Genomic DNA, 20817 nt, shown 5'->3' with positions numbered 1-20817 from the left:
GACGCGCTCCAGGTGGGGGTCCCCCCGGCCGGTGTCCGGGAGAGGGTGTGGATCAGCTGTGGATCAGCCCCTCAGCCTAACCCTCCGGGAGGGCGGTGGCTCCGGGGGCGGGGCTGGTCGCCACGCGGGTGGTGCGGCAGGTCCCGGAGGCCTCCAGGGCGGCGGCCACCCGCGCGGCGGACTCCGCGTCACGCACCAGGAAGGCGGTGGTGGGGCCGGAGCCCGAGACCAGGCCGGCCAGGGCTCCGGCGCGCGTGCCCGCCGCGAGGGTGTCGGCGAGCCGGGGCCGCAGCGACAGCGCCGCGGGCTGGAGGTCGTTGGCCAGTGTCGCGGCGAGCGCGTCCGGGTCGCCGGAGGCGAGGGCGTCCAGCAGCGCCGGGGAGGCCTCGGGCGCCGGGATGTCCCGCCCCTCGGCGAGCCGGTCGAACTCGCGGAACACGGCCGGCGTCGACAGCCCGCCGTCCGCGACCGCGAAGACCCAGTGGAAGGTTCCGGCCGGGACCGGTGTGAGGATCTCCCCGCGTCCCGTGCCGAGCGCCGCCCCGCCGACCAGGCTGAACGGGACGTCGCTGCCCAGCTCGGCGCAGATGTCCAGCAGTTCGGCGCGGGGGGTGTCCAGCCCCCACAGGGCGTCGCAGGCCAGGAGGGCCGCCGCGCCGTCCGCGCTGCCTCCGGCCATGCCGCCGGCCACGGGGATGCGCTTGTCGATGTGGAGGTGCACGGCCGGCAGGATGCCGCTGCGCTTGGCGAGGATCTCCGCCGCGCGGGCCGCGAGGTTGCCCCGGTCCAGGGGGACCTGGTCGGCGTCGGGTCCTTCGCAGGTCACCGTCAGCCCGTCGGCGGGCGCCGCGGTCACCTCGTCGTAGAGGGACACGGCGAGGAAGACGTTCGCCAGGTCGTGGAAGCCGTCGGGCCGGGCGGCGCCGACCGCCAGCCGGACGTTGACCTTCGCGGGGACCCGTACGGTCACGGGGCGGCTCACAGCGCGGGCCTCTCGGCGGCCGGCTTGTGCTCGGCGATGGCGGCGAACTCCTCCACCGTCAGGGACTCCCCGCGGGCCTGCGGGGAGACGCCCGCGGCCACCAGCGCGGCCTCGGCGCCCGCCGCGGAGCCCGCCCAGCCGGCGAGGGCGGCGCGCAGGGTCTTGCGGCGCTGCGCGAAGGCCGCGTCGACGACCGCGAAGACCTCCGCCTTGGAGGCGGTGGTCTTGATCGGCTCGGAACGGCGGACCAGCGAGACCAGGCCGGAGTCGACGTTGGGGGCGGGCCAGAACACCTTGCGGCCGATGGACCCGGCCCGCTTGACGTGCGCGTACCAGTTGGCCTTGACCGAGGGCACCCCGTACACCTTGTTGCCCGGCTCGGCGGCGAGCCGGTCGGCGACCTCCGCCTGCACCATCACCAGTGTCCGCTCGATGCTGGGGAAACGGTCGAGCATGGTGAGCAGGACGGGCACGGCCACGTTGTAGGGCAGGTTCGCGACGAGCGCCGTCGGCGCGGGGCCGGGCAGCTCGGTGACGAGCATGGCGTCGGAGTGCACGAGCGCGAAGCGGTCCTTGCGCTGCGGCATCCGCGCCTCGATGGTGGCGGGCAGCGCGGCGGCGAGGACGTCGTCGATCTCCACGGCGGTGACCCGGTCCGCGGCCTCCAGCAGCGCGAGGGTGAGCGAGCCCAGACCCGGACCGACCTCCACGACCACGTCGTCCGGCCGTACCTCGGCGGTGCGGACGATCCGGCGGACCGTGTTGGCGTCGATGACGAAGTTCTGGCCCTTCTGCTTCGTCGGCCGGACGCCGAGTACGGCGGCCAGTTCCCGGATGTCGGCCGGGCCGAGGAGGGCGTCGGAAGGGGTCTCGTGGGGCTGCTGCTCTGCGGTGCTCACCGGTAAAGCCTACGGCCGCAGTGGGGCCAGGGAGTCGCCCCCCGCTGCACGTAGAGCTTCTTGGCCCGGTACGTCTGCTCCGGGCCCGGGGCGTCCTGGGGACGGCCGCTGCCGCCCAGGCTCTGCCAGGTGGTCACGTCGAACTGGTACAGGCCGCCGTAGGTGCCCGACGCGTCGGTCGCCGAGGGCCGGCCGCCCGACTCGCACTGGGCCAGCGCGTCCCAGTCGAGGTCGTCCGCGCCCGCGACGGAGGCCGGCAGCGGCTTCGTGCCGACCTTGACGAGCTGGGTGACGGGTTGGCGGACGACCTCGTCGGCGATCCGGCGGGGCTTCTCCTGTACGCCGTTGACGGTGCGCAGGCTGTAGGTGACCCGGCGGGCGCCGGGCCGGCCCGCGCGTTCCACCAGCTCGGTGCCGACGAACAGGCTGTCGTCCTGCGCCTTCTCGGTCTCGAACGGGATGCGTTCCTCGCGGACCTCCCGGGTGCCGGTGATCCGCAGCACGGTCACGGTCTGCCCGTCGCGGGGGAAGGAGTCCGGGGGGACGGATGTCGTGTCCTGGCCTTGCAGGGTGATGCCGGCCTGGCCGAGGGCTTCCGCGACGGTGGCGGCGTTGGTGCGGATGGTGGTCTCGCGTCCGTCGGCCATGAAGGTGACGCCGCGTTCGGTGCGGACGGTCAGGGTGAGTCCGGCGCGCGGTACGGCGGTGGTGCGGGGGGCGGAGAGGTAGGCGCCCTCGGCGCGGACTCCGAGCTGGCGCAGGGCGCCGTCCACGGTCCGGGCGGTGGTCCACACCTGGCGGCGCTGTCCGTCGAGGGTGAGGTGGAGGGGGCGCCCGTAGCGGACGACGACTTCTTCGCCGTCTTCGAGGGCCGTTTCCCGGCCGGGGGCGACGAGGTCGTGGGGGCCGACGCCGAGGTGTTCGGCGGCGAGCAGGTCGTCCACGCCGCCGGCGAAGGTGTGGAGGGTGCGGGGTACGCCGTCGACGGTGAGGCGGACCGTTTTGTCGGCGGCGACGAACGCGGTGGTGCCGCCCGCGAGGAAGGCGACGACGAGGGCCTGGGGGACGATGCGGCGCCACTGGTCGGGGCCGGCCGGGGCGGGGGCCGCGCGGCGTCTTCCGGTGCCCGCCGGGGCGGGGGCGGGATCGGCCGGTGGGCTCTCGCCGCGGCGCCGGCGCCCGGTCTCGGAGGGGCCGGGAGCGGTGGGGGGCCGGACGGTGGGGCCGGTCTCCGGGCGGCGGCGTCGGCCGGGTCCGGGGGGCTCCTCCGGGGGGGTGCGGTACGGGGCCTCGTGCGGGGTGGTGGTGTGGCCGCGGCCCTTGCGGCGCCGGGCGGAGCGGGGGGCGGGGAGGCCGGGGTCGGGCTCGGGTCGGGGACTGCCGGGGTCGGGCTCCCGGGGCGCGGGCGGTTCGGGGTCGGCGCGGGGGGCGAAGAAACCGTCGAGCGGACCGCCGGGACGGCTCCCGTAGGGGCCCTCGCCATGACCGTCGTACGGGTCGTCGCCCCGGCCGTCCGGGCCGCCGGGGTGCCCGTCGGGCGACCAGGGCCCGGGATCGGCCCAGGTCGGGTCGGGAGCCAGGGCGGCCGGGGGCGGCTCCGCCGCGTCGGCACCCCATCCGTCCCGCTCGCCGGCCGGCCGGCGAGCGGCCGTCTGCACGGCGCGGCCGCCACGGCGGTGTCCGCCACTGCCCTGTGTCTCGCTCACGACGCTCGCTCCACGTGTCCGGCACCCGCTGGTTCGGGCACGGCACCTTAGCGGGAAGGGGCGTCACGCACCAAAGTCGGACGGCTACCCAGCGTGTCGGGGCACGGGGGGCCTACGCCGGGTCGTACGGACGTCTCAGTAGTCGAAGGCGCGGGCGGTATTGGCGGCCAGGGCGGTGGCCATCGCGTCCTCGTCGATGCCGCGCACCGCCGCCATCGCCCGTACCGTCAGCGGGATCAGGTAGGGGGCGTTGGGCCGGCCCCGGTACGGCGCGGGGGTGAGGTACGGGGCGTCCGTCTCGACGAGCACCAGCTCCGACGGGGCCACGGCGAGCGCCTCGCGCAACGACGCGGCGTTCTTGAAGGTGACGGTCCCGGCGAAGGACATGTAGTAGCCGGCGGCCGCGCACTCCCGGGCCATGGCGGCGTCGCCGGAGTAGCAGTGGAAGACGGTCCGCTCCGGGGCGCCCTCCTCGCGCAGGACGCGCAGCACGTCGGCGTGGGCGTCACGGTCGTGGATGACCAGGGCCTTGCCCCGGCGCTTGGCGATCTCGATGTGCGCGCGGAACGAACGCTCCTGCGCGGCCATGCCCTCGGGTCCGGTGCGGAAGTAGTCGAGTCCGGTCTCGCCGACCGCCTTGACGTGCGGGAGCGCGGCCAAGGCGTCGATCTCGGCCAGCGCGTCGTCGAGCGCGCCCTCGCCGCCGCCGGCCCGGGCGCCCTGCCTGGGCCCGTGTCCCCCGGGGTCCCCGTGCACGATGCGGGGCGCTTCGTTCGGGTGAAGGGCGACGGCCGCGTGGACGTTCTCGTGCGCGGCGGCGGTCTCGGCGGCCCAGCGCGATCCCTTCACGTCGCAACCCACCTGGACGACGGTCGTCACGCCCACGGAGGCGGCCTTGGCCAGGCCTTCTTCGACGGTTCCGGACTGCATGTCCAGGTGGGTGTGGGAGTCGGCGACCGCCACCCGCAGCGGTTCGGGCAGCGGGGGCGGCGCGTCGTTCGGGGTACGGCTCATGAGGCCGATCTTATGACCGGTCGGGCGGGCTGGTCCCGCCGCTCACTTCCGAAAGCGCCTCCGCAGCCGGGCCAGCGGCCCGACGCGCCGGCCTTCGGCCTCCTCCGCGACGACCGGGCCGGGGGCGGGGTGGTCGGGGACGACGCTCCTGCGTTGCCGGGGCGGGCGGGGGGCGTCGTACATGGCCGGGGGCGGCCCGGCGATGGCGGGGATGGCCTGCTGGTAGAGCTGGTCGAGCAGGCCGAGAACCGACTTGACCTGTCCCTCGCGCATGATGCGGACCACGTGGCCGTCGCAGTTCATGCACGTCGGGTTGGACAGGGGGGAGGGGACCCGCTCGCTGTTGACCGTGTACACGATGAACGGCTCGCCCCGGCCGTTCACGTGGTGCTCGATCTCGTACCCCTGCTCCCAGCCGAATCCGCACTTCATGCAGGCGAACGAGTACGCCTCGTGCACGATGTGCGCGGCCGGCCTCGACGGGGCGGTGGGTATGGCGGTGGCTGCGGTCGTAGCGGGTGCGGGGGTCTCGGCGATCTCACTCATGCCAGCTCCTCTTGTTCCACTGGTGCATTGCCAGTGGACGCCTCTTCGGGCGGGAGCGCATCAGGCCCTGTCCAGTGTTGGGCGGACTTTGGCCCACTCATGCCAAAAGAGCCCGCTACCCGGTCTGAGCTTTGCTTTTCAGGTTATCCCTTTACCGATCTACGGCACCTTTTGGGCCGCATTCTTTGCCGCGACGACCGCGTCGAAGACGTCGCGCTTGGGTACGCCGACCTCGGCGGCGACCGCCGCGATGGCCTCCTTGCGCCGCTCCCCCGCCTCCTCTCGCACCCGCACCCTGCGCACCAGCTCCTCGTCGTCCACGTCTCCCGGCGCGGCGGCCGGTGCGCCCTCGACGACGATGGTGATCTCGCCACGCACGCCTTCGGCGGCCCAGGCCGCCAGCTCGCCGAGACCGCCGCGCTTGACCTCTTCGTAGGTCTTCGTCAGCTCGCGGCACACCGCGGCCCGGCGGCCCTCGCCGAACACCTCGGCCATCGCGGCCAGGGTGTCGTCCAGCCGGTGCGGGGCCTCGAAGTAGACGAGCGTGCGCCGCTCGCCCTCCACCTCGCGGAGCCGACCGAGGCGCTCGCCGGCCTTGCGCGGCAGGAACCCCTCGAAACAGAAGCGGTCCACGGGCAGCCCCGACAGCGCGAGCGCGGTCAGGACGGCGGAGGGGCCGGGAACGGCGGTGACCTTGATGTCCTTGGCCACGGCGGCGGCGACGAGCCGGTAGCCGGGGTCGGAGACCGAGGGCATCCCGGCGTCGGTGACCAGCAGCACCCGCTTGCCGGACTCCAGGGCCTCGACCAGCTCGGGGGTGCGGGCGGACTCGTTGCCCTCGAAGTACGACAGCACGCGCCCGGTGGTGTGCACGCCGAGGCCCTGGGTGAGCCGGCGCAGCCGCCGGGTGTCCTCGGCGGCGATCACGTCGGCCCGCTCCAACTCGGCCCCGAGGCGGGGCGGGGCGTCGGCGAGGTCACCGATCGGGGTCCCGGCGAGCACGAGCACGCCGGCGGTGGAGGGGGCTTCGGCGGCGCGGGGCTGGTCAGTCGTCACCCGTCCATCCTCTCAGCCGTCCCACCTGACTCGCGCAGCCACTGGGGTTCCGACAGGGGAGTTCCCTACGATGACCCGGTGACCAGTACCGCGACGCCGCCGCCCAGCCCCGCGGGGGCCCCGCCCGTCCCGCCGGGCGGACACGGCTCCGAACCCGATCCGCCCGTCTGGCTCCGTCGCCTGCGCGGCTTCGGCTACGCCCCGCGCACGCGGGGCGCGGACGTCGGCAGCCGCCTCGTGCCGCCGTACGCCCGCCCCTCCGAGCAGCTGTGGACGGCGCTCGGTGTGCCGGTCGCCGCGCGCGAGCGGTGGCAGCGCGTCATGGCGTGGGTGGGGCCGCTGCTGGTGACGCTGGTGGCGGGGGTGCTGCGGTTCGTCCACCTTGGCAGCCCGAAGGCGGTGATATTCGACGAGACGTACTACGCGAAGGACGCCTGGGCCACGATCCGGCAGGGCTACGAGGCGAGTTGGCCCAAGGACGTCGACAAGTCGATCCTCGCCGACCCGAACGGGGTGGCGCTGCCGCTGGAGCCGGGCTACGTCGTCCACCCGCCGGTCGGGAAGTGGGTGATCGGTCTCGGCGAGTGGATGTTCGGCTTCGATCCCTTCGGTTGGCGGTTCATGACCGCCCTGCTGGGCACCTTGTCCGTCCTGATGCTGTGCCGGATCGGCCGCCGGCTGTTCCGCTCGACGTTCCTGGGCTGCCTGGCCGGCGCGCTGCTGGCGGTGGACGGGCTGCACCTGGTGATGAGCCGGACCGCGCTGCTCGACCTGGTCCTGATGTTCTTCGTGCTGGCCGCTTTCGGGGCGCTGCTCATCGACCGGGACCGGACCCGGGCACGGCTCGCCGCGGCGCTGCCGGTGGACGGCGAGGGCCGCACCCGGCCGGACGCGCTCGTCGCGCAGACGCTGCGGCTGGGGTGGCGCCCGTACCGGCTGCTGGCCGGCGTCTGTCTGGGCCTGGCGTTCGGCACGAAGTGGAACGGCCTGGTGGTTCTGGCCTTCTTCGGGGTCCTCACGGTGCTGTGGGACGCGGCCGCGCGCCGCACGGCGGGCGCCGGCGCCCCGTACGCGGCGATGCTGCGCCGCGACGCGCTGCCCGCCTTCCTCTCGACCGTGCCGGTGGCGATCGGCGTCTACCTGGCCTCCTGGGCGGGCTGGCTCCTGAGCCCGGACGACGGCAGGGGCGGCTACTTCCGCGACTGGGCCGCCAAGAACGACCGGCACAGCTCGCTGTCCTGGCTGCCGGAGTGGCTGCGGAGCCTGTGGCACTACGAGACCGAGGTCTACAAGTTCCACGTGGGCCTGACCTCGGGTCACACGTACGAGTCGAACCCGTGGAGCTGGCTGGTGCTGGGCCGGCCCGTCTCCTACTTCTACGAGTCCCCCGCGCCGGGTACGGACGGCTGCCCGACGACCACGACGGGCAAGTGCGCCCGCGAGGTGCTGGCCCTGGGCACGCCGCTGCTGTGGTGGGCGGGCTGTTTCGCGCTGCTGTACGTGCTGTGGCGCTGGTTCTTCCGCCGCGACTGGCGGGCGGGTGCGATCACGTGCGCCCTGGCCGCGGGTCTGCTCCCCTGGTTCAACTACCAGGAGCGGACGATCTTCTACTTCTACGCGGTGGTCTTCGTCCCGTACCTGTGCCTGGCGGTGACGATGATGATCGGAGCGCTGTTGGGACCGGCGGGGTCGTCGGAACGCCGCCGGGCCCTGGGCGCGATCGGCGCGGGTGTCCTGGTCCTGTTGATCGTCTGGAACTTCATCTATTTCTGGCCGATCTACACGGGCCAGAGCATCCCACTGGACTCCTGGCGCGGCCGGATGTGGCTGGACACCTGGGTGTGAGGCCCCGATCCCGCGCGGGAGCGGGAACCGGCCACGACGTCGCGGTCCGGTAACGGGGCGGGCCCCGCCGTCGCACACCGCGTAAGGTCCACACCAAAGAGTTCTTGAACATGTTCAGGGACGGTGGTCGGGGAGGGGACGCAAGTGAACGGGGCGGCGAAGGGTGCCATCGTCGGCGGGGTGATCCTCGCGGTGGTCGGCGGGGGCGGGTACGGCGTGTACGCGTTGGTCGGGGAGGACGCGGGCCACGGCGGCGCGACCGGCGTCGAGGCCGCCGCCAAGAACAGCGGACCGCCGACGGCCAAGGAAACGGCGCAGACCGCGAAGGCCTTCCTCGCCGCCTGGGCCTCGGGGGACGAGCGCGCGGCCGCCGACCTGACGAACAACGCGCAGGAAGCCCATGGGGCGGTCGCCGACTTCAAGACCAAGGCGTACGTGTCCAAGGCCGTGATCACCCCCGGCACGCCGAACGGCGCCACCGTGCCGTTCAAGGTCGAGGCCGAGGTGACGTACGAGGGCGCCACCAAGCCCCTCGCGTACGACTCGCGGCTGACCGTCGTACGCGGTCTCACCAGCGGGAAACCGCTGGTCGACTGGCAGCCCTCGGTCCTCCACCCGCAGCTCCAAAAGGGCGAGCGACTGCGCGCCGGGGCGCCCGCGAGCGCGCCCGTCAAGGCCGTGGACCACACCGGCGAGGAGCTGACGGCGGAGAAGTACCCCTCGCTGGGGCCGGTCCTCGCCGAGCTGCGACAGACCTACGGCGCGAAGGCGGGCGGCAAACCCGGCGCGGAGCTGTGGATCGAGCCCGCCGAGGCGGCGGCGCCGAAGCGGACCCTGCTGACCCTCGCGGAGGGCGAGCCCGCCACGCTCAAGACGTACCTGGACGCGCGGGTGCAGGCGGCGGCGGAGAAGGCCGTCGCCGGGTACCCGGAGTCCTCGGTGGTCGCCGTCCAGCCGAGCACCGGCCACGTCCTGGCCGTGGCGAACAACCGCAAGGACGGCTTCAACGCGGCCATGCGCGGTGCCCGGGCCCCCGGCTCGACGATGAAGATCGTGACGGCGGAGATGCTGCTCGACCGGGGCAAGGCGGCGGCCGACCGGCCGGCGGAGTGCGTCAAGGAAGCGGTCTGGGGCGGCCGCGCCTTCCACAACCTGAACGACTTCGCGCTGCCCGGCGCGAGCTTCGCGACCAGCTTCGCCAAGTCCTGCAACACCGCCTTCATCAAGCAGATCGACGACGTCAAGGACGACGCGGCGCTGTCGAAGGAGGCCCAGGAGGTCTTCGGCATCGGGCTGGACTGGAAGACGGGCATCAAGTCGGTCGACGGCAAGGTCCCCGTCGCGACGGGGGCGGAGGCGGCGGCGGAGTACATCGGCCAGGGCGACATCACCATGAACCCGCTGAACGTCGCGTCCCTCACGGCCACGGCGCGCAGCGGCCGGTTCCACCAGCCGCTGCTGGTCCCGGCGGAGCTGGACGGCCGACCGATAGCCGAGGCGGCGCGCGGGATGAAGCCGGCGGTGCGGCAGCAGTTGCTCTCGATGATGCGGCTGACGGCGTCCAACGGGACGGCCGCGGGGGTGATGTCCTCGGTCGGCGGCGACAAGGGCGCCAAGACCGGCTCGGCGGAGGTGGACGGCGTCAGCCCGGACAGCTGGTTCACCGGTTTCAGCGACGACGTGGCGGCGGCGGCCATGGTCGAATCGGGCGGCCACGGCGCGGACGCGGCGGGCCCGATCGTGGCGGCCGTACTGCGCGTCCACTCCTGACGACCTGTCCTCTGCCCCGCCCCGGTCCGCCCCGCCCCGGTCCGCCGCCGAGACCGGGGCCGGGCCGAGCGAGTGCGAGGGGCGCGAGGGGCGCGGCGGGAAGGTCAGAGGGCCAGGCGCAGGGCCCGGAGCAGCGCTTGGGCGCGGGGGTCCGCGGTGACCGACGGGGCCAGGGCGTTCGTGACGTAGCCGAAGCCGATGCCCGCCTCCGGGTCCGCGAACGCCAGCGAGCCGCCCCGCCCCGGGTGGCCGAACGACGCCGGGGACAGCAGCGGCGACGCCGGGCCGTGCAGCATGAACCCCGGCCCGAAGCGGGTGTTCACCACCAGCACCCGGTCCGGGCCCGACGACAGTTCGCGCGACGCCAGCGCCGTCGTCCGCGGGTCGAAGAGTCGGGCGCCGTCCTCGGTGTCCCCGAGCAGCGCCGCGTAGAACCCGGCCAGCGCCCGCGCCGTCCCGATCCCCGCCGAGGCCGGAAGCTCCGCCGCCCGGTACTCGGGGGCGTTCTCGTCGGGCAGCGGGTCGATCGCCGCGAAGGCGCGCCGCGTCAGCGACTGCGGGTCCGCGTACGCCTGCGAAACGTTCCTGCGCGGTCGCGTTCGCAGCGCGCCCGCCGATTCCGGCGGCTCCACGGCGGCCACCCGCCCCACCCGGCCGGCCGCCGCCTCCGATTCCGGCAGGCCGATCCAGAAGTCCAGCCCCAGCGGGCCGGTCACCTCCCGCGCCAGCCAGGCGCCGATCGTCTCCCCGGTCACCCTCAGCACCAGCTCCGACAGCAGCCAGCTGTACGTCTGCGCGTGGTAGCCGTGCTCGGTGCCGGGCTCCCAGAACGCCGGCTGCTCGGCGACCGCCCGCGCCCCCGACACCCCGTCGACGGCCTCGGCCGGGGTCAGCGGCCGGTCCAACGCCGGTACCCCGGCGCGGTGGGCGAGCAGGTCCCGTACGAGTACGCGCTCCTTGCCGCCCGCCTTGAACTCCGGCCAGTACGTCCCGACCGGCGCGTCCAGATCCAGCAACCCCCGCTGGTGCAGCAGCAACGGGACCGCCGCCGACACGCCCTTGGTCGCGGACCGCACCACCTGCGCGGTCTCCGCCCGCCAGGGTTCGGTCCCGTCCGCGTCCTTCGTCCCGGCCCACAGGTCGACGACCCGGCGCCCGTCCCGGTACACGGCGACGGCCGCGCCCCGGTCCCCGAGCACCTCGAAGTTGCGTACGAAAGCCTCACGGACGGGCTCGAAGCCCTCCGCCACCTCACCCTGGATGTTCACGAGCGGTCCAACAATCGGTCGAAGGTACTTATGCCAGGGCGGCCGGCAGCGTCACCGACCGCGGGTCGAAGCCGAACGGCAGCTCCAGCCGGTGGGCCCGCATCAGCTCCTCGTCGCACAGCAGGTCCTGCGTGCGTCCGTCGGCGGCGATGACACCCTCGCTGAGGACCACCGCGCGCGGGCACAGTTCCAGCGCGTACGGCAGGTCGTGGGTCACCATCAGCACCGTCACGTCCAGCGAGCGCAGGATGTCCGCCAGCTCCCGGCGCGAGGCCGGGTCGAGGTTGGAGGAGGGTTCGTCCAGGACGAGGATCTCCGGCCGCATCGCCAGCACGGTCGCCACCGCCACCCGGCGGCGCTGCCCGAACGACAGGTGGTGTGGCGGCCGGTCGGCGAAGGCGGCCATGCCGACCTGCTCCAGCGCCTCCGTCACCCGTGCCTCAAGTTCCGCGCCCCGCATTCCGGCCGCCGCGGGGCCGAAGGCCACGTCCTCGCGCACCGTCGGCATGAACAGCTGGTCGTCGGGGTCCTGGAAGACGATCCCGACGCGCCGCCGGATCTCGGCGAGGTTCCGCTTCTCCACGGGCAGCCCCGCCACCGTCACCGCGCCGACACCACCGCCCAGGATGCCGTTGAGGTGGAGGACGAGGGTGGTCTTGCCCGCACCGTTGGGGCCGAGCAGTGCCACCCGTTCCCCGCGCCCGACGGTCAGGTCGACGCCGAACAGGGCCTGGTGCCCGTCGGGGTAGGCGTACGCGAGGCCGGAGACGTGCAGAGAGGGTGCGTCGGTGGTCACAGCGTCCATCCCATCAGACAGACGGCGAGCGCCGTCACCGGGAGTACGGCCGCGTACGCCCACTGGGCGCGCGAGGCCGTGATGTCGTCGATCACCGGCATCGAGCCGGTGTAGCCACGGCTGATCATCGCGAGGTAGACCCGCTCGCCGCGCTCGTAGGAACGGATGAAGAGCGAGCCGGCGGTCTTCGCCAGCACCCCCCAGTGCCGGACGCCGCGCGCCTCGAAGCCGCGCGAGCGGCGGGCGATGGACATCCGCCGCAGCTCACCGGTGATCACGTCGCCGTACCGGATCATGAAGGTGGCGATCTGGACCAGCAGCGGCGGCAGTTTCAGCCGCTGCATGCCGAGCAACAGGGCACGCAGTTCGGTCGTCGACGCGAGCAGTACGGAGGCGGCCACGCCGAGGGTGCCCTTGGCGAGTACGTTCCAGGCACCCCACAGGCCCGAGACGCTCAGCGACATGCCGAGCACCTCGACCCGCTCGCCCTGGGCCACGAAGGGCATGAGGACCGCGAAGGCGACGAACGGCACTTCGATCAGCAGCCGGCGCAGCAGGAAGCCGGCGGGGACACGGGCCGCCGCCGCGACCGCGGCGAGGAGGGCGGCGTAGAGCGCGAACGCCCATACGGCCTCGCGCGGTGTGGAGACGACGACCACCACGAAGGCGAAGGCGGCGGCGAGCTTGCACTGCGGCGGCAGCGCGTGCACGGCCGATTGGCCGTGCCGGTAGAGCGTGTGGCTGTGTCCGGCGCCCATGTCAGTTCGCCGCGGGGCCGGTCGGGGCGGTGGTGGAGGTGGCCGTCAGGTCCTCGGCGCGCCGGCGGCGCACGGTCCAGAAGATCCCGGTGCCGACGACGACGGTCGCGCCGACCCCGATGACGCCCGCGAGACCGCCGGAGAGTCGGGTGTCGGTGACGTCCTTGACGCTGTAGTCGGCCAGTGGGGAGTTCGCGGCGGCGTGCCGCTCCACCTTGCGGTCGATGCCCTTGTCGGCGGCGACCTTCTCCAGGCCGTCCGGGCTGGCGGAGGCGTAGTAGGAGACGAAGCCGGCGAGGACGAGGGCGGTGACCAGGCCGGTGATCCACACGGGCTTGGTGGAGCGGCGTCCGGCGGCGGGCGTCGCGGCGGCGGGGGCGTCGACCAGTTCGCCGCCGACGCGCAGCTTGAGCGGGGTGCTCAGGCCGCGCGCGCCGTAGACCAGGTCGGGGCGTACGGCGAGCACCGCGCCCACCGTCGCGGCCGTGATGGCGGCCTCGCCGACGCCGATCAGGACGTGCACGCCGACCATGGCGGTGAAGACCTTGGCGAGCGGTACGTCGGTGGTGCCGCCGAGGGCGTACAGGAGGGTGAACATGACGGCGGCGCCGGGCACGGACAGCAGGGCGCCGGTGAACGCCGCGACGGTGACCGAGCGCCGCGTCCTGGGCAGGACCCTCACCAGGACGCGGAACACCGCGTAGGCGACGACGACGGTGACGACGGCCATGTTCATGATGTTGACGCCGAGTGCGGTCAGGCCGCCGTCCGCGAACAGCACGCCCTGCATGAGCAGCACCACGGACACGCACAGCACGCCGGTGTAGGGGCCGACGAGGATCGCGGCGAGTGCGCCGCCGAGGAGGTGTCCGCTGGTGCCGGCGGCGACGGGGAAGTTCAGCATCTGCACCGCGAAGATGAAGGCCGCCACCAGTCCGGCGAGCGGCGCGGCCCGCTCCGCGGCGGAGCCCGCCGACCCCGAGTGGCCGGCGAGCTCCCGGCGGGCGCCGCGGAGGCTGATCGCCACCGCTCCGGCGGCCGCGACACCTGCGGCGACGGAGACGGGGGCATCGATGAAGCCGTCGGGCACGTGCATGGGTTTCGCTCCGCTTCCTGCGGTTGACTCGCAACACTCTTTAACCGTTCAAGAATAGTGCCTTGTTGCAAACCGTTGGCAAGAGCGCTCACCGCACAAGTAGGAGCGAGCGGTTTCGTGGGAATGTGCGAGGCTGGGTGGCATACGGACCCATATGTCCCGATATGGAGGAGTCGTGGAGATGTCAGCCACCGCCGAGAATCCCCACGTGACCGTCACCGCGACCGCAGTCGAGGAACGGGTCCGTGCCCGCGTCATCACCGACGATCCGCTCTACCGCGCCGTCCCGGTCGCCCTGCGCTTCGCTCCCGACGAGCCGCTCGCCGTCCGGATCGTCTTCCCCGCCGGGGTCTCCCCCGAAGGCACGGACAACGAGTGGGTCTTCCCGCGAGCCCTGCTGGAGGCGGGGCTGCTGTCCCCGAGCGGGACCGGCGACGTACGCATCTGGCCCTGCGGTCGGGTGCAGGTCATCGTCGAGTTCCACGCGCCCGAGGGCGTGGCCGTCGTCCAGTTCGACAGCGCCGCGCTGCGCCGCTTCCTGCGCCGTACGTTCGCGTCGGCGCGCTAGGCACTGTCGGCCCGCATGGCTGCCGGCCGTTCACCCGGGTGGCGGAAAGCCGGGTCAGGCGTTGACGAGTTCCCGGTCCTTCTCGGGACCCCCGGACTCCCCGAGGTGCTTGCGCAGGCTCTCGCCCTCCACGTCGACGTTCGGCAGAAGCCGGTCGAGCCACTTCGGCAGCCACCAGGCCTTGTGCCCGAGCAGCGCCAAGACCGCCGGGACGATGGCCATGCGGACCACGAAGGCGTCGAAGAACACCGCGACGGCGAGACCGAAGCCGATCATCTTCACCATCTGCTCGCTGGCACCGATGAAGCCCGAGAACACCGCGATCATGATGACGGCGGCGGCCACGACCACCCGCGCGCTGTACTGGAAGCCGGTCACGACGGCCTGCCCCGGGCGCTCGCCGTGCACGTACGCCTCACGCATCCGGGTGACCAGGAAGACCTCGTAGTCCATCGCCAGGCCGAAGACGACGCCCACCATGAAGATCGGCATCATCGACATGATCGGACCGGTCTGCTCCACCCCGAAGAGCGAACCGAGCCAGCCCCACTGGAAGACCGCGACGACCGCACCGAGGGCCGCGACGACCGACAGCAGGAACCCGAGGGCCGCCTTGAGCGGCACGAGGATCGAGCGGAACACCAGCATCAGCAGCAGGAAGGCGAGACCGACGACGAGCGCGAGGTAGGGCACCAGCGCGTCGTTCATCTTCTGCGAGAAGTCGATGTTCATCGCGGTGGCGCCGGTGACGAGCACGTCGTCCCCGCTGCCGTCGCGGATGGTGTGGACCAGCTTCTCGGTCTCGGTGGAGGACGGGCGGTCCTTGGGGATCACGTTGATGATCGCCGCGTCGCCCGCCTTGTTGGGCATCGGCGGAGTGACCACGGCCACGCCGTCCAGACCCTTGATCCGGTCGACCGTCTTGTCAGCGAGCGCCTTGTCGCCGTCCACGACCACCATCAGCGGGCCGTTGAAGCCCGGGCCGAAGCCGTCGGACAGCAGGTCGTAGGCGCGGCGCTGGGTGGTGGAGACCGGCTGGGCGCCGTCGTCCGGCAGGCCCATCTCCAGCTTGCCCGCCGGGATCGCGATCGCGCCGAGGCCGATCACACCGGCCAGCAGCACCAGGACCGGGCGGCGCAGCACGAAGCGGGCCCAGCGGGTGCCGCCGTTGGCCTTGGGCTCGGCGCCGGCCGGCTTGCCCTTGCCGAACAGCCTGCTCTTGGTGCCGGCCGGCAGGACCTTCTTGCCCGCGAAGCCGAGGATGGCGGGGACCAGGGTCAGGGCGACGAGCACCGCGATGACGACGGTGCCGGCGGCCGCGAAGCCCATCTTCGTCAGCATCGGGATGTTGACGACGGCCAGCCCCACCAGGGCGATCACCACGGTCAGACCTGCGAACACCACGGCGGAGCCGGCGGTTCCGGCGGCCCGGCCCGCGGCCTCGTCGCGCTCGCGTCCCTCGGCGAGCTCCACGCGGTAGCGGGAGACGATGAAGAGGGCGTAGTCGATGCCGACGGCGAGGCCGATCATCATCGCGAGGGTGGAGGTGGTGGAGCCGAGGTCCAACACGTTGGCGAGTGCGGTGATGGAGGAGACACCGATGCCCACGCCGATCAGCGCGGTCAGCAGTGGCAGCCCGGCCGCGACCAGCGAGCCGAAGGTGACCACCAGCACGACGGCCGCGATCAGGATGCCGATGACCTCGCCGGAGCCGGTCTCGGGCGCCGTCATCAGCGCGTCGCCACCGATCTCGACGGTCAGCCCGGCGGCCTGGGCGGCGTGGCCGGACTCCTTGAGCGAGTCGCGGGTGGCGTCGGTCAGCTCCATGCCGCTGACCTTGTACTTGGCGCTGATGTAGGCGGTACGGGAGTCCTTGCTGATCGCCTTGGACTGGAACGGGTCGTCCACCGAGGCGATCTGGTCGGCGCCGGCGCCGCCCTTCAGGCCGGAGACGATCTTCTCGACCTGGGCCTTGGGGGCCGGGTCGGTGACCTTGGCGCCGTCCGGCGCCTTGATGACGATGCGGGCGGTCGCGCCGTTGGCGGTCATGCCCGGGAAGCGCTGCTCCAGCAGGTCGAAGGCCTTCTGGGCCTCCGTGCCGGGTATGGAGAACGAGCCTGAGGTGGGGGCGGACGCCGACGCCGCGCCGAAGCCGGCGGCGAACAGCAGTGCCACCCAGACGAGGGCGACGAAGCGGCGGCGCCGGAAGGCGCCCCTGCCGAGTCGGTAGAGGAAGGTGGCCACGTCGGTGGTTCTCCCGTTCGGGTCGTGGAGTGGGTGGGGGCGCCGTGGGGCGCCCCCCGAGGGCATGGAGAGCCGGCCCGACGACGAGAGCGGCGTGTCAGGAGCAGCGGACCCACCCCGGGGAGGGTGGGGGAGGGATCAGACGCCGAGGGCGGGGAACACCACGGCGTCGATGAAGCAACCGAGGAAGGCCCGGTCCACCGAGCGGTCCTCGATCAGCGGGAGCGCGATGAACGCCCCGATGAGCATGTGCGGTACGAAATCGAGCGCCGGACAGTCCGGTGCGATCTCCCCTCGGTCCACCGCGCGCCGCAGCATCACCTGCAGGCCGTTGATCTCGGGGTCCACCAACAGGTCCCGCAGCGCCTTGTGGAGCTCCGGGCTCTCGTGGACGGCGTGGGCCAGGCCCCGCATCAGGGCGGTGTCCTTGGCCATCTGCGCGTCGTCGGAGTGCTCGACCATGAGGGCGAAGTCCCCGCGCAGGCTGCCGGTGTCGATCTCCCGGAGAGAGACCGGCTGGGTGCACCGCAGGGCCTTCGCGACCAGCTCCGGCTTGCTCCCCCACTGGCGGTAGAGGGTCGCCTTGCTGGACTTCGTACGGGCGGCGACCGCGTCCATGGTCAGCGCCTCGTAGCCGACCTCGCGCAGGAGGTCGAGGACCGCCCCGTGGAGTTCGGCTTCCCGTTCGGGGCTGATCCGGGTGCGCCGCGACGCGACCTCTTCGATCATCTCCGGGCCTCCCATCCGAACGAAACGGTTTCGTACTCCTCAGACCATACCCGGGCCGCCATCGAAACGAAACCGTTCCGTTTCGATCGGCGGCGTGGCATGGATCACCTGTACGAGTTGCCAGGGCCCCTCCGCACGGAAAGCATTGGGGGGTGAGTCACGACGGCGCGTACCTCCGATATCCGCACCTGCACGACGACCTCCTGTGCTTCGCCACCGAAGACGACCTCTGGGTGGCGCCCCTCGTCCCACCCGGCGCGGACGCCGGACGGGCCTGGCGCATCACCGTGGACCGGACGCGGGTCGGGCACCCGCGCTTCTCCCCCGACGGCCGCCACATCGCCTTCACCACCTGGCGCAGCCTCGACCCCGAGATCCACCTCGCCCCCGTGGACGGCGGGCCCGCCCGCAGACTGAGCTACTGGGGCTCCACCGACACCCGTGTCTGCGGCTGGACCCCGCCGGACAAGGACGGCCGCAGCGACATCCTGGCCGTCTCCTCGCACGGCCAGCCCTTCTCCTATTACTCCTGGGCCTACTGCCTGCCCACCGACGGCAGCCCCGGCGGCCGGCTCCCCTGGGGCCCGGTCTCCGACATCGCGGTCCAGGACGTCCCGAACGGGAACGGCGCCCCCGAGCGGCGCACCCTCCTGCTCACCGGCAAGCCGCCGCACGAGCCCGCCGCCTGGAAGCGCTACCGGGGCGGCGCCACCGGTCGGCTCTGGCTGCACGGCACCCGCCTGTTGGAGGACATCGAGGGCCACCTCGACTCCCCCATGTTCGTGGACGGCCGGATCGCCTTCCTCTCCGACCACGAGGGGATCGGCAACCTCTACTCCTGCCTGCCCGACGGCACCGACCTGCGACGCCACACCGACCACGAGGAGTTCTACGCCCGGCACGCCTCCAGCGACGGCAGCCGGGTCGTCTACCAGTGCGCGGGCGACCTCTGGCTCGTCGACTCCCTGGCCGCCGACGCCTCCCCGCGCAAGCTCGACGTCCGCCTCGGCGGCCCGCGCGCCGGCCGGCGCGCGTACCAGGTCCCGGCCGCCAGCCACGTCGACTCGCTCTCCGTCGACACCACCGGGCGGGCCAGCGCCGTCGTCGTGCGGGGCAGCCTGTACTGGCTCACCCACCGCGACGGCCCGGCCCGCACCATCGCCGACACACCGGGCGTGCGCGTGCGACTGCCCGAGATGCTCGGCAGCGCCGGGCAGGTCGCGTACGTGACCGACGCCGAGGGCGAGGACGCCGTCGAGATCGCCTACCTGCCCCGGGCCTCCGGGCCGCGCCGGCCGCGCCGGCTGGCCTCCGGGAAGCTCGGCCGCGTCCTGGAACTGCTGTCCGACCCGGACGGCGAGCGGCTCGCCATCGCCTCCAACGACGGACGGCTGCTCCTCCTCGACGCCACCGAGGAGTCCGACGGCGAGGTCACCGAACTGGTCCGGTCCGACAACGGGCCCGTCAACGACCTGGCGTTCTCCCCCGACGGCTGCTGGCTGACCTGGTCGCACCCCGGCATCGGGCGTTCGCTGCGCCAGATCAAGATGGCGCGGATCTCCGGCCCGGGCCCCCACACGATCGTCGACGTCACCAACGGCCGCTTCGAGGACGAGAACCCCGTCTTCACCCGGGACGGCCGCTACCTCGCCTTCCTCTCCTGGCGCGGCTTCGACCCCGTGTACGACGTGCACACCGGCGACCTCTCCTTCCCGCTGGGCTGCCGCCCGTATCTGGTGCCACTCTCCTCGGCCACCCCCTCGCCCTTCGCGTTCACCCCCGACGGCAGGCCCGCCGCCGGCGGACTGGACCCGGTGGAGGGCGAGTCCGGCGAGGGCGACGGCGCGGTGACGGTGGAGGTCGAGGGGCTGGAGAGCCGGGTGACGCCCTTCCCGGTCTCGGCGTCGAAGTACTCCGCCCTCTTCCCCGTCCACGGCGGCGGGCTGGTCTGGCTGCGCTGGCCGATCTCGGGCGCGCTCGGCGAGACCTTCGCCAACCCGGCGGACATGACGGGCAAGCCGACGCTGGAGTACTTCGACATCACCAAGGCGCGCAAGACCGAACTGGCCTCCGGACTGGACTGGTTCGCGGTCAGCGGGGACGGCACCCGGCTGGTCGTCAACGACGACGGCGACCTTCGCGCGGTCCCGGCGACCGAGTCGGGCGACAGCGACTCCACCGTCTACCTGGACCTGCGGCGCATCCTGCACGAGGTCGACCCGGCCGCCGAATGGCGCCAGGCCTTCGAGGAGGCGGGCCGGCTGATCCGCGCCTACTTCTGGGAGCCGGACATGTGCGGCATCGACTGGGACGGGGTGCTGCGCCAGTACCGCCCCCTGGTCGAACGGGTCGCCTCCCCCGACGAGTTCGCCGACCTGATGCGCGAGGTGCTCGGCGAGCTCGGCACCTCGCACGCCTACGTCTCCCCCGCGCGCCGCAACGAGGGCCCCCCGCACTACCAGCGGGCCATCGGCCTGCTCGGCGCGAACCTCGTCCCGCGCGACGGCGCCTGGACCGTCTCGCGCATCCTGCCCGGCGAGTCCTCGGACTCCAAGGCCCGCTCCCCGCTCGCCGGTACGGGCATCCGCGAGGGCGCGGCCCTCACCCACGTCGACGGCCGCGCGGTCGACCCGGTGGCGGGCCCCTACCCCCTGCTGTCGGCGGCGGGCGGCACCACGGTGGAGTTGACCTTCGAGCCGGCCGAGGGCGGCCCCTCCCGGCGGGTGGCGGTCGTCCCGCTGATCGACGAACGGCCCTTGCGCTACCAGGACTGGGTCTCCAAGCGGCGGGCGGTGGTGCGGGAGCTCAGCGGCGGTATGTGCGGCTACCTCCACATCCCCGACATGGGCGGCTCGGGCTGGGCCCAGTTCAACCGCGACCTGCGGATGGAGATGTCGCGTCCGGCGCTGATCGTGGACGTGCGCGGCAACGCGGGCGGGCACATCAGCGAGCTGGTGGTGGAGAAACTGACCCGTTCGATCCTCGGCTGGGACCTCACCCGCAACGCGCAACCGGTGTCCTACGCCTCCAACGCGCCCCGGGGGCCGATCGTGGCACTGGCCGACGAGGCGACCTCCTCGGACGGCGACATGATCACCGCGGCGATCAAACTGCTGGGGCTGGGGCCCGTCGTCGGCCAGCGCACCTGGGGCGGCGTGGTCGGGATGACCGGCCGGCACACGCTGGGCGACGGCACGGTCATCACGGTGCCGATGAACGCGGCCTGGTTCCCGGAGTACGGCTGGTCCGTGGAGAACCACGGCGTGGAGCCGGACCTGGCGGTCCTGCGCACTCCGCTCGACTGGGCGGAGGGGCGGTACGCGCAGCTGGACGACGCCGTCCACCTGGCGCTGGAGCTGCTGGAACAGGACCCGGCGGCGGTCCCGCCCGGCTACGAGGACGTCCCGGACCTGCGCCGCCCGAAGCTGCCGCCGAGGCCGTAGCCGGTCGGCCATGGGCATGCGGGAGGGGCGCGACCCGTCGGACGGGTCGCGCCCCTCGGCGCGTCTCGGGGCGCCTCACCCCGGGCTCGGGGACGAC

General features: G+C 73.1%; 16 protein-coding genes. 4 read left to right on the top strand and 12 right to left on the bottom strand.

Annotation, left to right across the window (positions count from 1 at the left end; translation table 11 throughout):
• Positions 1–76: 76 nt before the first annotated feature.
• The 6 genes from E6R62_RS13150 to rsmI all read right to left on the bottom strand — a co-directional run bounded on the left by E6R62_RS13150 (position 77) and on the right by rsmI (position 6203).
• The gene (locus tag E6R62_RS13150) at positions 77–982 is read right to left on the bottom strand and encodes a 4-(cytidine 5'-diphospho)-2-C-methyl-D-erythritol kinase (RefSeq protein ID WP_136213564.1); all 906 of its coding nucleotides are present in this window, start codon (positions 980–982) and stop codon (positions 77–79) included.
• Positions 979–1881 (bottom strand): 16S rRNA (adenine(1518)-N(6)/adenine(1519)-N(6))-dimethyltransferase RsmA, encoded by a 903-nt coding sequence (gene rsmA / locus E6R62_RS13145; RefSeq protein WP_136213563.1) that lies wholly within the window; start codon positions 1879–1881, stop codon positions 979–981. Before rsmA ends, E6R62_RS13150 begins: the two co-directional genes overlap by 4 nt.
• On the bottom strand, positions 1878–3587 hold the full coding sequence (locus tag E6R62_RS41725) for a ubiquitin-like domain-containing protein (RefSeq protein WP_276615568.1): 1710 nt from the start codon (positions 3585–3587) through the stop codon (positions 1878–1880). The genes rsmA and E6R62_RS41725 overlap by 4 nt, the downstream gene beginning before the upstream one ends.
• Positions 3588–3722: 135 nt before the next feature.
• Entirely contained in the window at positions 3723–4601 is an 879-nt protein-coding gene (locus E6R62_RS13135) for a TatD family hydrolase (protein WP_136213562.1), read from the bottom strand.
• 42 nt (positions 4602–4643) lie between these two features.
• The gene (locus tag E6R62_RS13130; protein WP_240801656.1) at positions 4644–5033 is read right to left on the bottom strand and encodes a hypothetical protein; all 390 of its coding nucleotides are present in this window, start codon (positions 5031–5033) and stop codon (positions 4644–4646) included.
• Between the two features lie 273 nt (positions 5034–5306).
• Positions 5307–6203, bottom strand: coding sequence for a 16S rRNA (cytidine(1402)-2'-O)-methyltransferase (gene rsmI / locus E6R62_RS13125; RefSeq protein ID WP_206308716.1), 897 nt, complete (start codon positions 6201–6203; stop codon positions 5307–5309).
• 180 nt (positions 6204–6383) lie between these two features.
• On the opposite strand from rsmI, the gene E6R62_RS13120 reads away from it, so the two are divergent.
• The gene (locus E6R62_RS13120; RefSeq protein ID WP_240801655.1) at positions 6384–8048 is read left to right on the top strand and encodes a dolichyl-phosphate-mannose--protein mannosyltransferase; all 1665 of its coding nucleotides are present in this window, start codon (positions 6384–6386) and stop codon (positions 8046–8048) included.
• Between the two features lie 144 nt (positions 8049–8192).
• Positions 8193–9818 (top strand): penicillin-binding transpeptidase domain-containing protein, encoded by a 1626-nt coding sequence (locus tag E6R62_RS13115; RefSeq protein WP_136213559.1) that lies wholly within the window; start codon positions 8193–8195, stop codon positions 9816–9818.
• Positions 9819–9922: 104 nt separating this feature from the next.
• Here E6R62_RS13115 and E6R62_RS13110 read toward each other — a convergent pair whose 3' ends face one another.
• The 4 genes from E6R62_RS13110 to E6R62_RS13095 are packed head-to-tail and all read right to left on the bottom strand — an operon-like array spanning position 9923 to position 13736.
• On the bottom strand, positions 9923–11086 hold the full coding sequence (locus E6R62_RS13110) for a serine hydrolase domain-containing protein (protein WP_136213558.1): 1164 nt from the start codon (positions 11084–11086) through the stop codon (positions 9923–9925).
• A 28-nt stretch (positions 11087–11114) separates the two neighbouring features.
• Positions 11115–11891, bottom strand: coding sequence for an energy-coupling factor ABC transporter ATP-binding protein (locus tag E6R62_RS13105; RefSeq protein ID WP_136213557.1), 777 nt, complete (start codon positions 11889–11891; stop codon positions 11115–11117).
• The gene (gene cbiQ, locus E6R62_RS13100) at positions 11879–12640 is read right to left on the bottom strand and encodes a cobalt ECF transporter T component CbiQ (RefSeq protein WP_136213556.1); all 762 of its coding nucleotides are present in this window, start codon (positions 12638–12640) and stop codon (positions 11879–11881) included. The genes E6R62_RS13105 and cbiQ overlap by 13 nt, the downstream gene beginning before the upstream one ends.
• A 1-nt stretch (position 12641) precedes the next feature.
• Complete coding sequence (locus E6R62_RS13095) at positions 12642–13736, bottom strand: energy-coupling factor ABC transporter permease (protein ID WP_136213555.1); 1095 nt, start codon at positions 13734–13736, stop codon at positions 12642–12644.
• Positions 13737–13917: 181 nt separating this feature from the next.
• On the opposite strand from E6R62_RS13095, the gene E6R62_RS13090 reads away from it, so the two are divergent.
• Positions 13918–14304, top strand: coding sequence for an SsgA family sporulation/cell division regulator (locus E6R62_RS13090; protein WP_136213554.1), 387 nt, complete (start codon positions 13918–13920; stop codon positions 14302–14304).
• Positions 14305–14358: 54 nt separating this feature from the next.
• On the opposite strand, the gene E6R62_RS13085 is transcribed toward E6R62_RS13090, so the two are convergent.
• Positions 14359–16548 (bottom strand): MMPL family transporter, encoded by a 2190-nt coding sequence (locus E6R62_RS13085; RefSeq protein ID WP_136213553.1) that lies wholly within the window; start codon positions 16546–16548, stop codon positions 14359–14361.
• A 138-nt stretch (positions 16549–16686) separates the two neighbouring features.
• The gene (locus E6R62_RS13080; RefSeq protein WP_136213552.1) at positions 16687–17277 is read right to left on the bottom strand and encodes a TetR/AcrR family transcriptional regulator; all 591 of its coding nucleotides are present in this window, start codon (positions 17275–17277) and stop codon (positions 16687–16689) included.
• A gap of 152 nt (positions 17278–17429) precedes the next feature.
• On the opposite strand from E6R62_RS13080, the gene E6R62_RS13075 reads away from it, so the two are divergent.
• Positions 17430–20720, top strand: coding sequence for a S41 family peptidase (locus E6R62_RS13075; RefSeq protein WP_136213551.1), 3291 nt, complete (start codon positions 17430–17432; stop codon positions 20718–20720).
• Positions 20721–20817: the final 97 nt, after the last annotated feature.

The organism is Streptomyces sp. A1136, assembly GCF_004795055.1.
In the GTDB taxonomy this organism is placed as follows: domain Bacteria; phylum Actinomycetota; class Actinomycetes; order Streptomycetales; family Streptomycetaceae; genus Streptomyces.
Note: the sequence above shows the minus strand (reverse complement) of the source record. Positions and strands in the feature narration are given on the sequence as shown.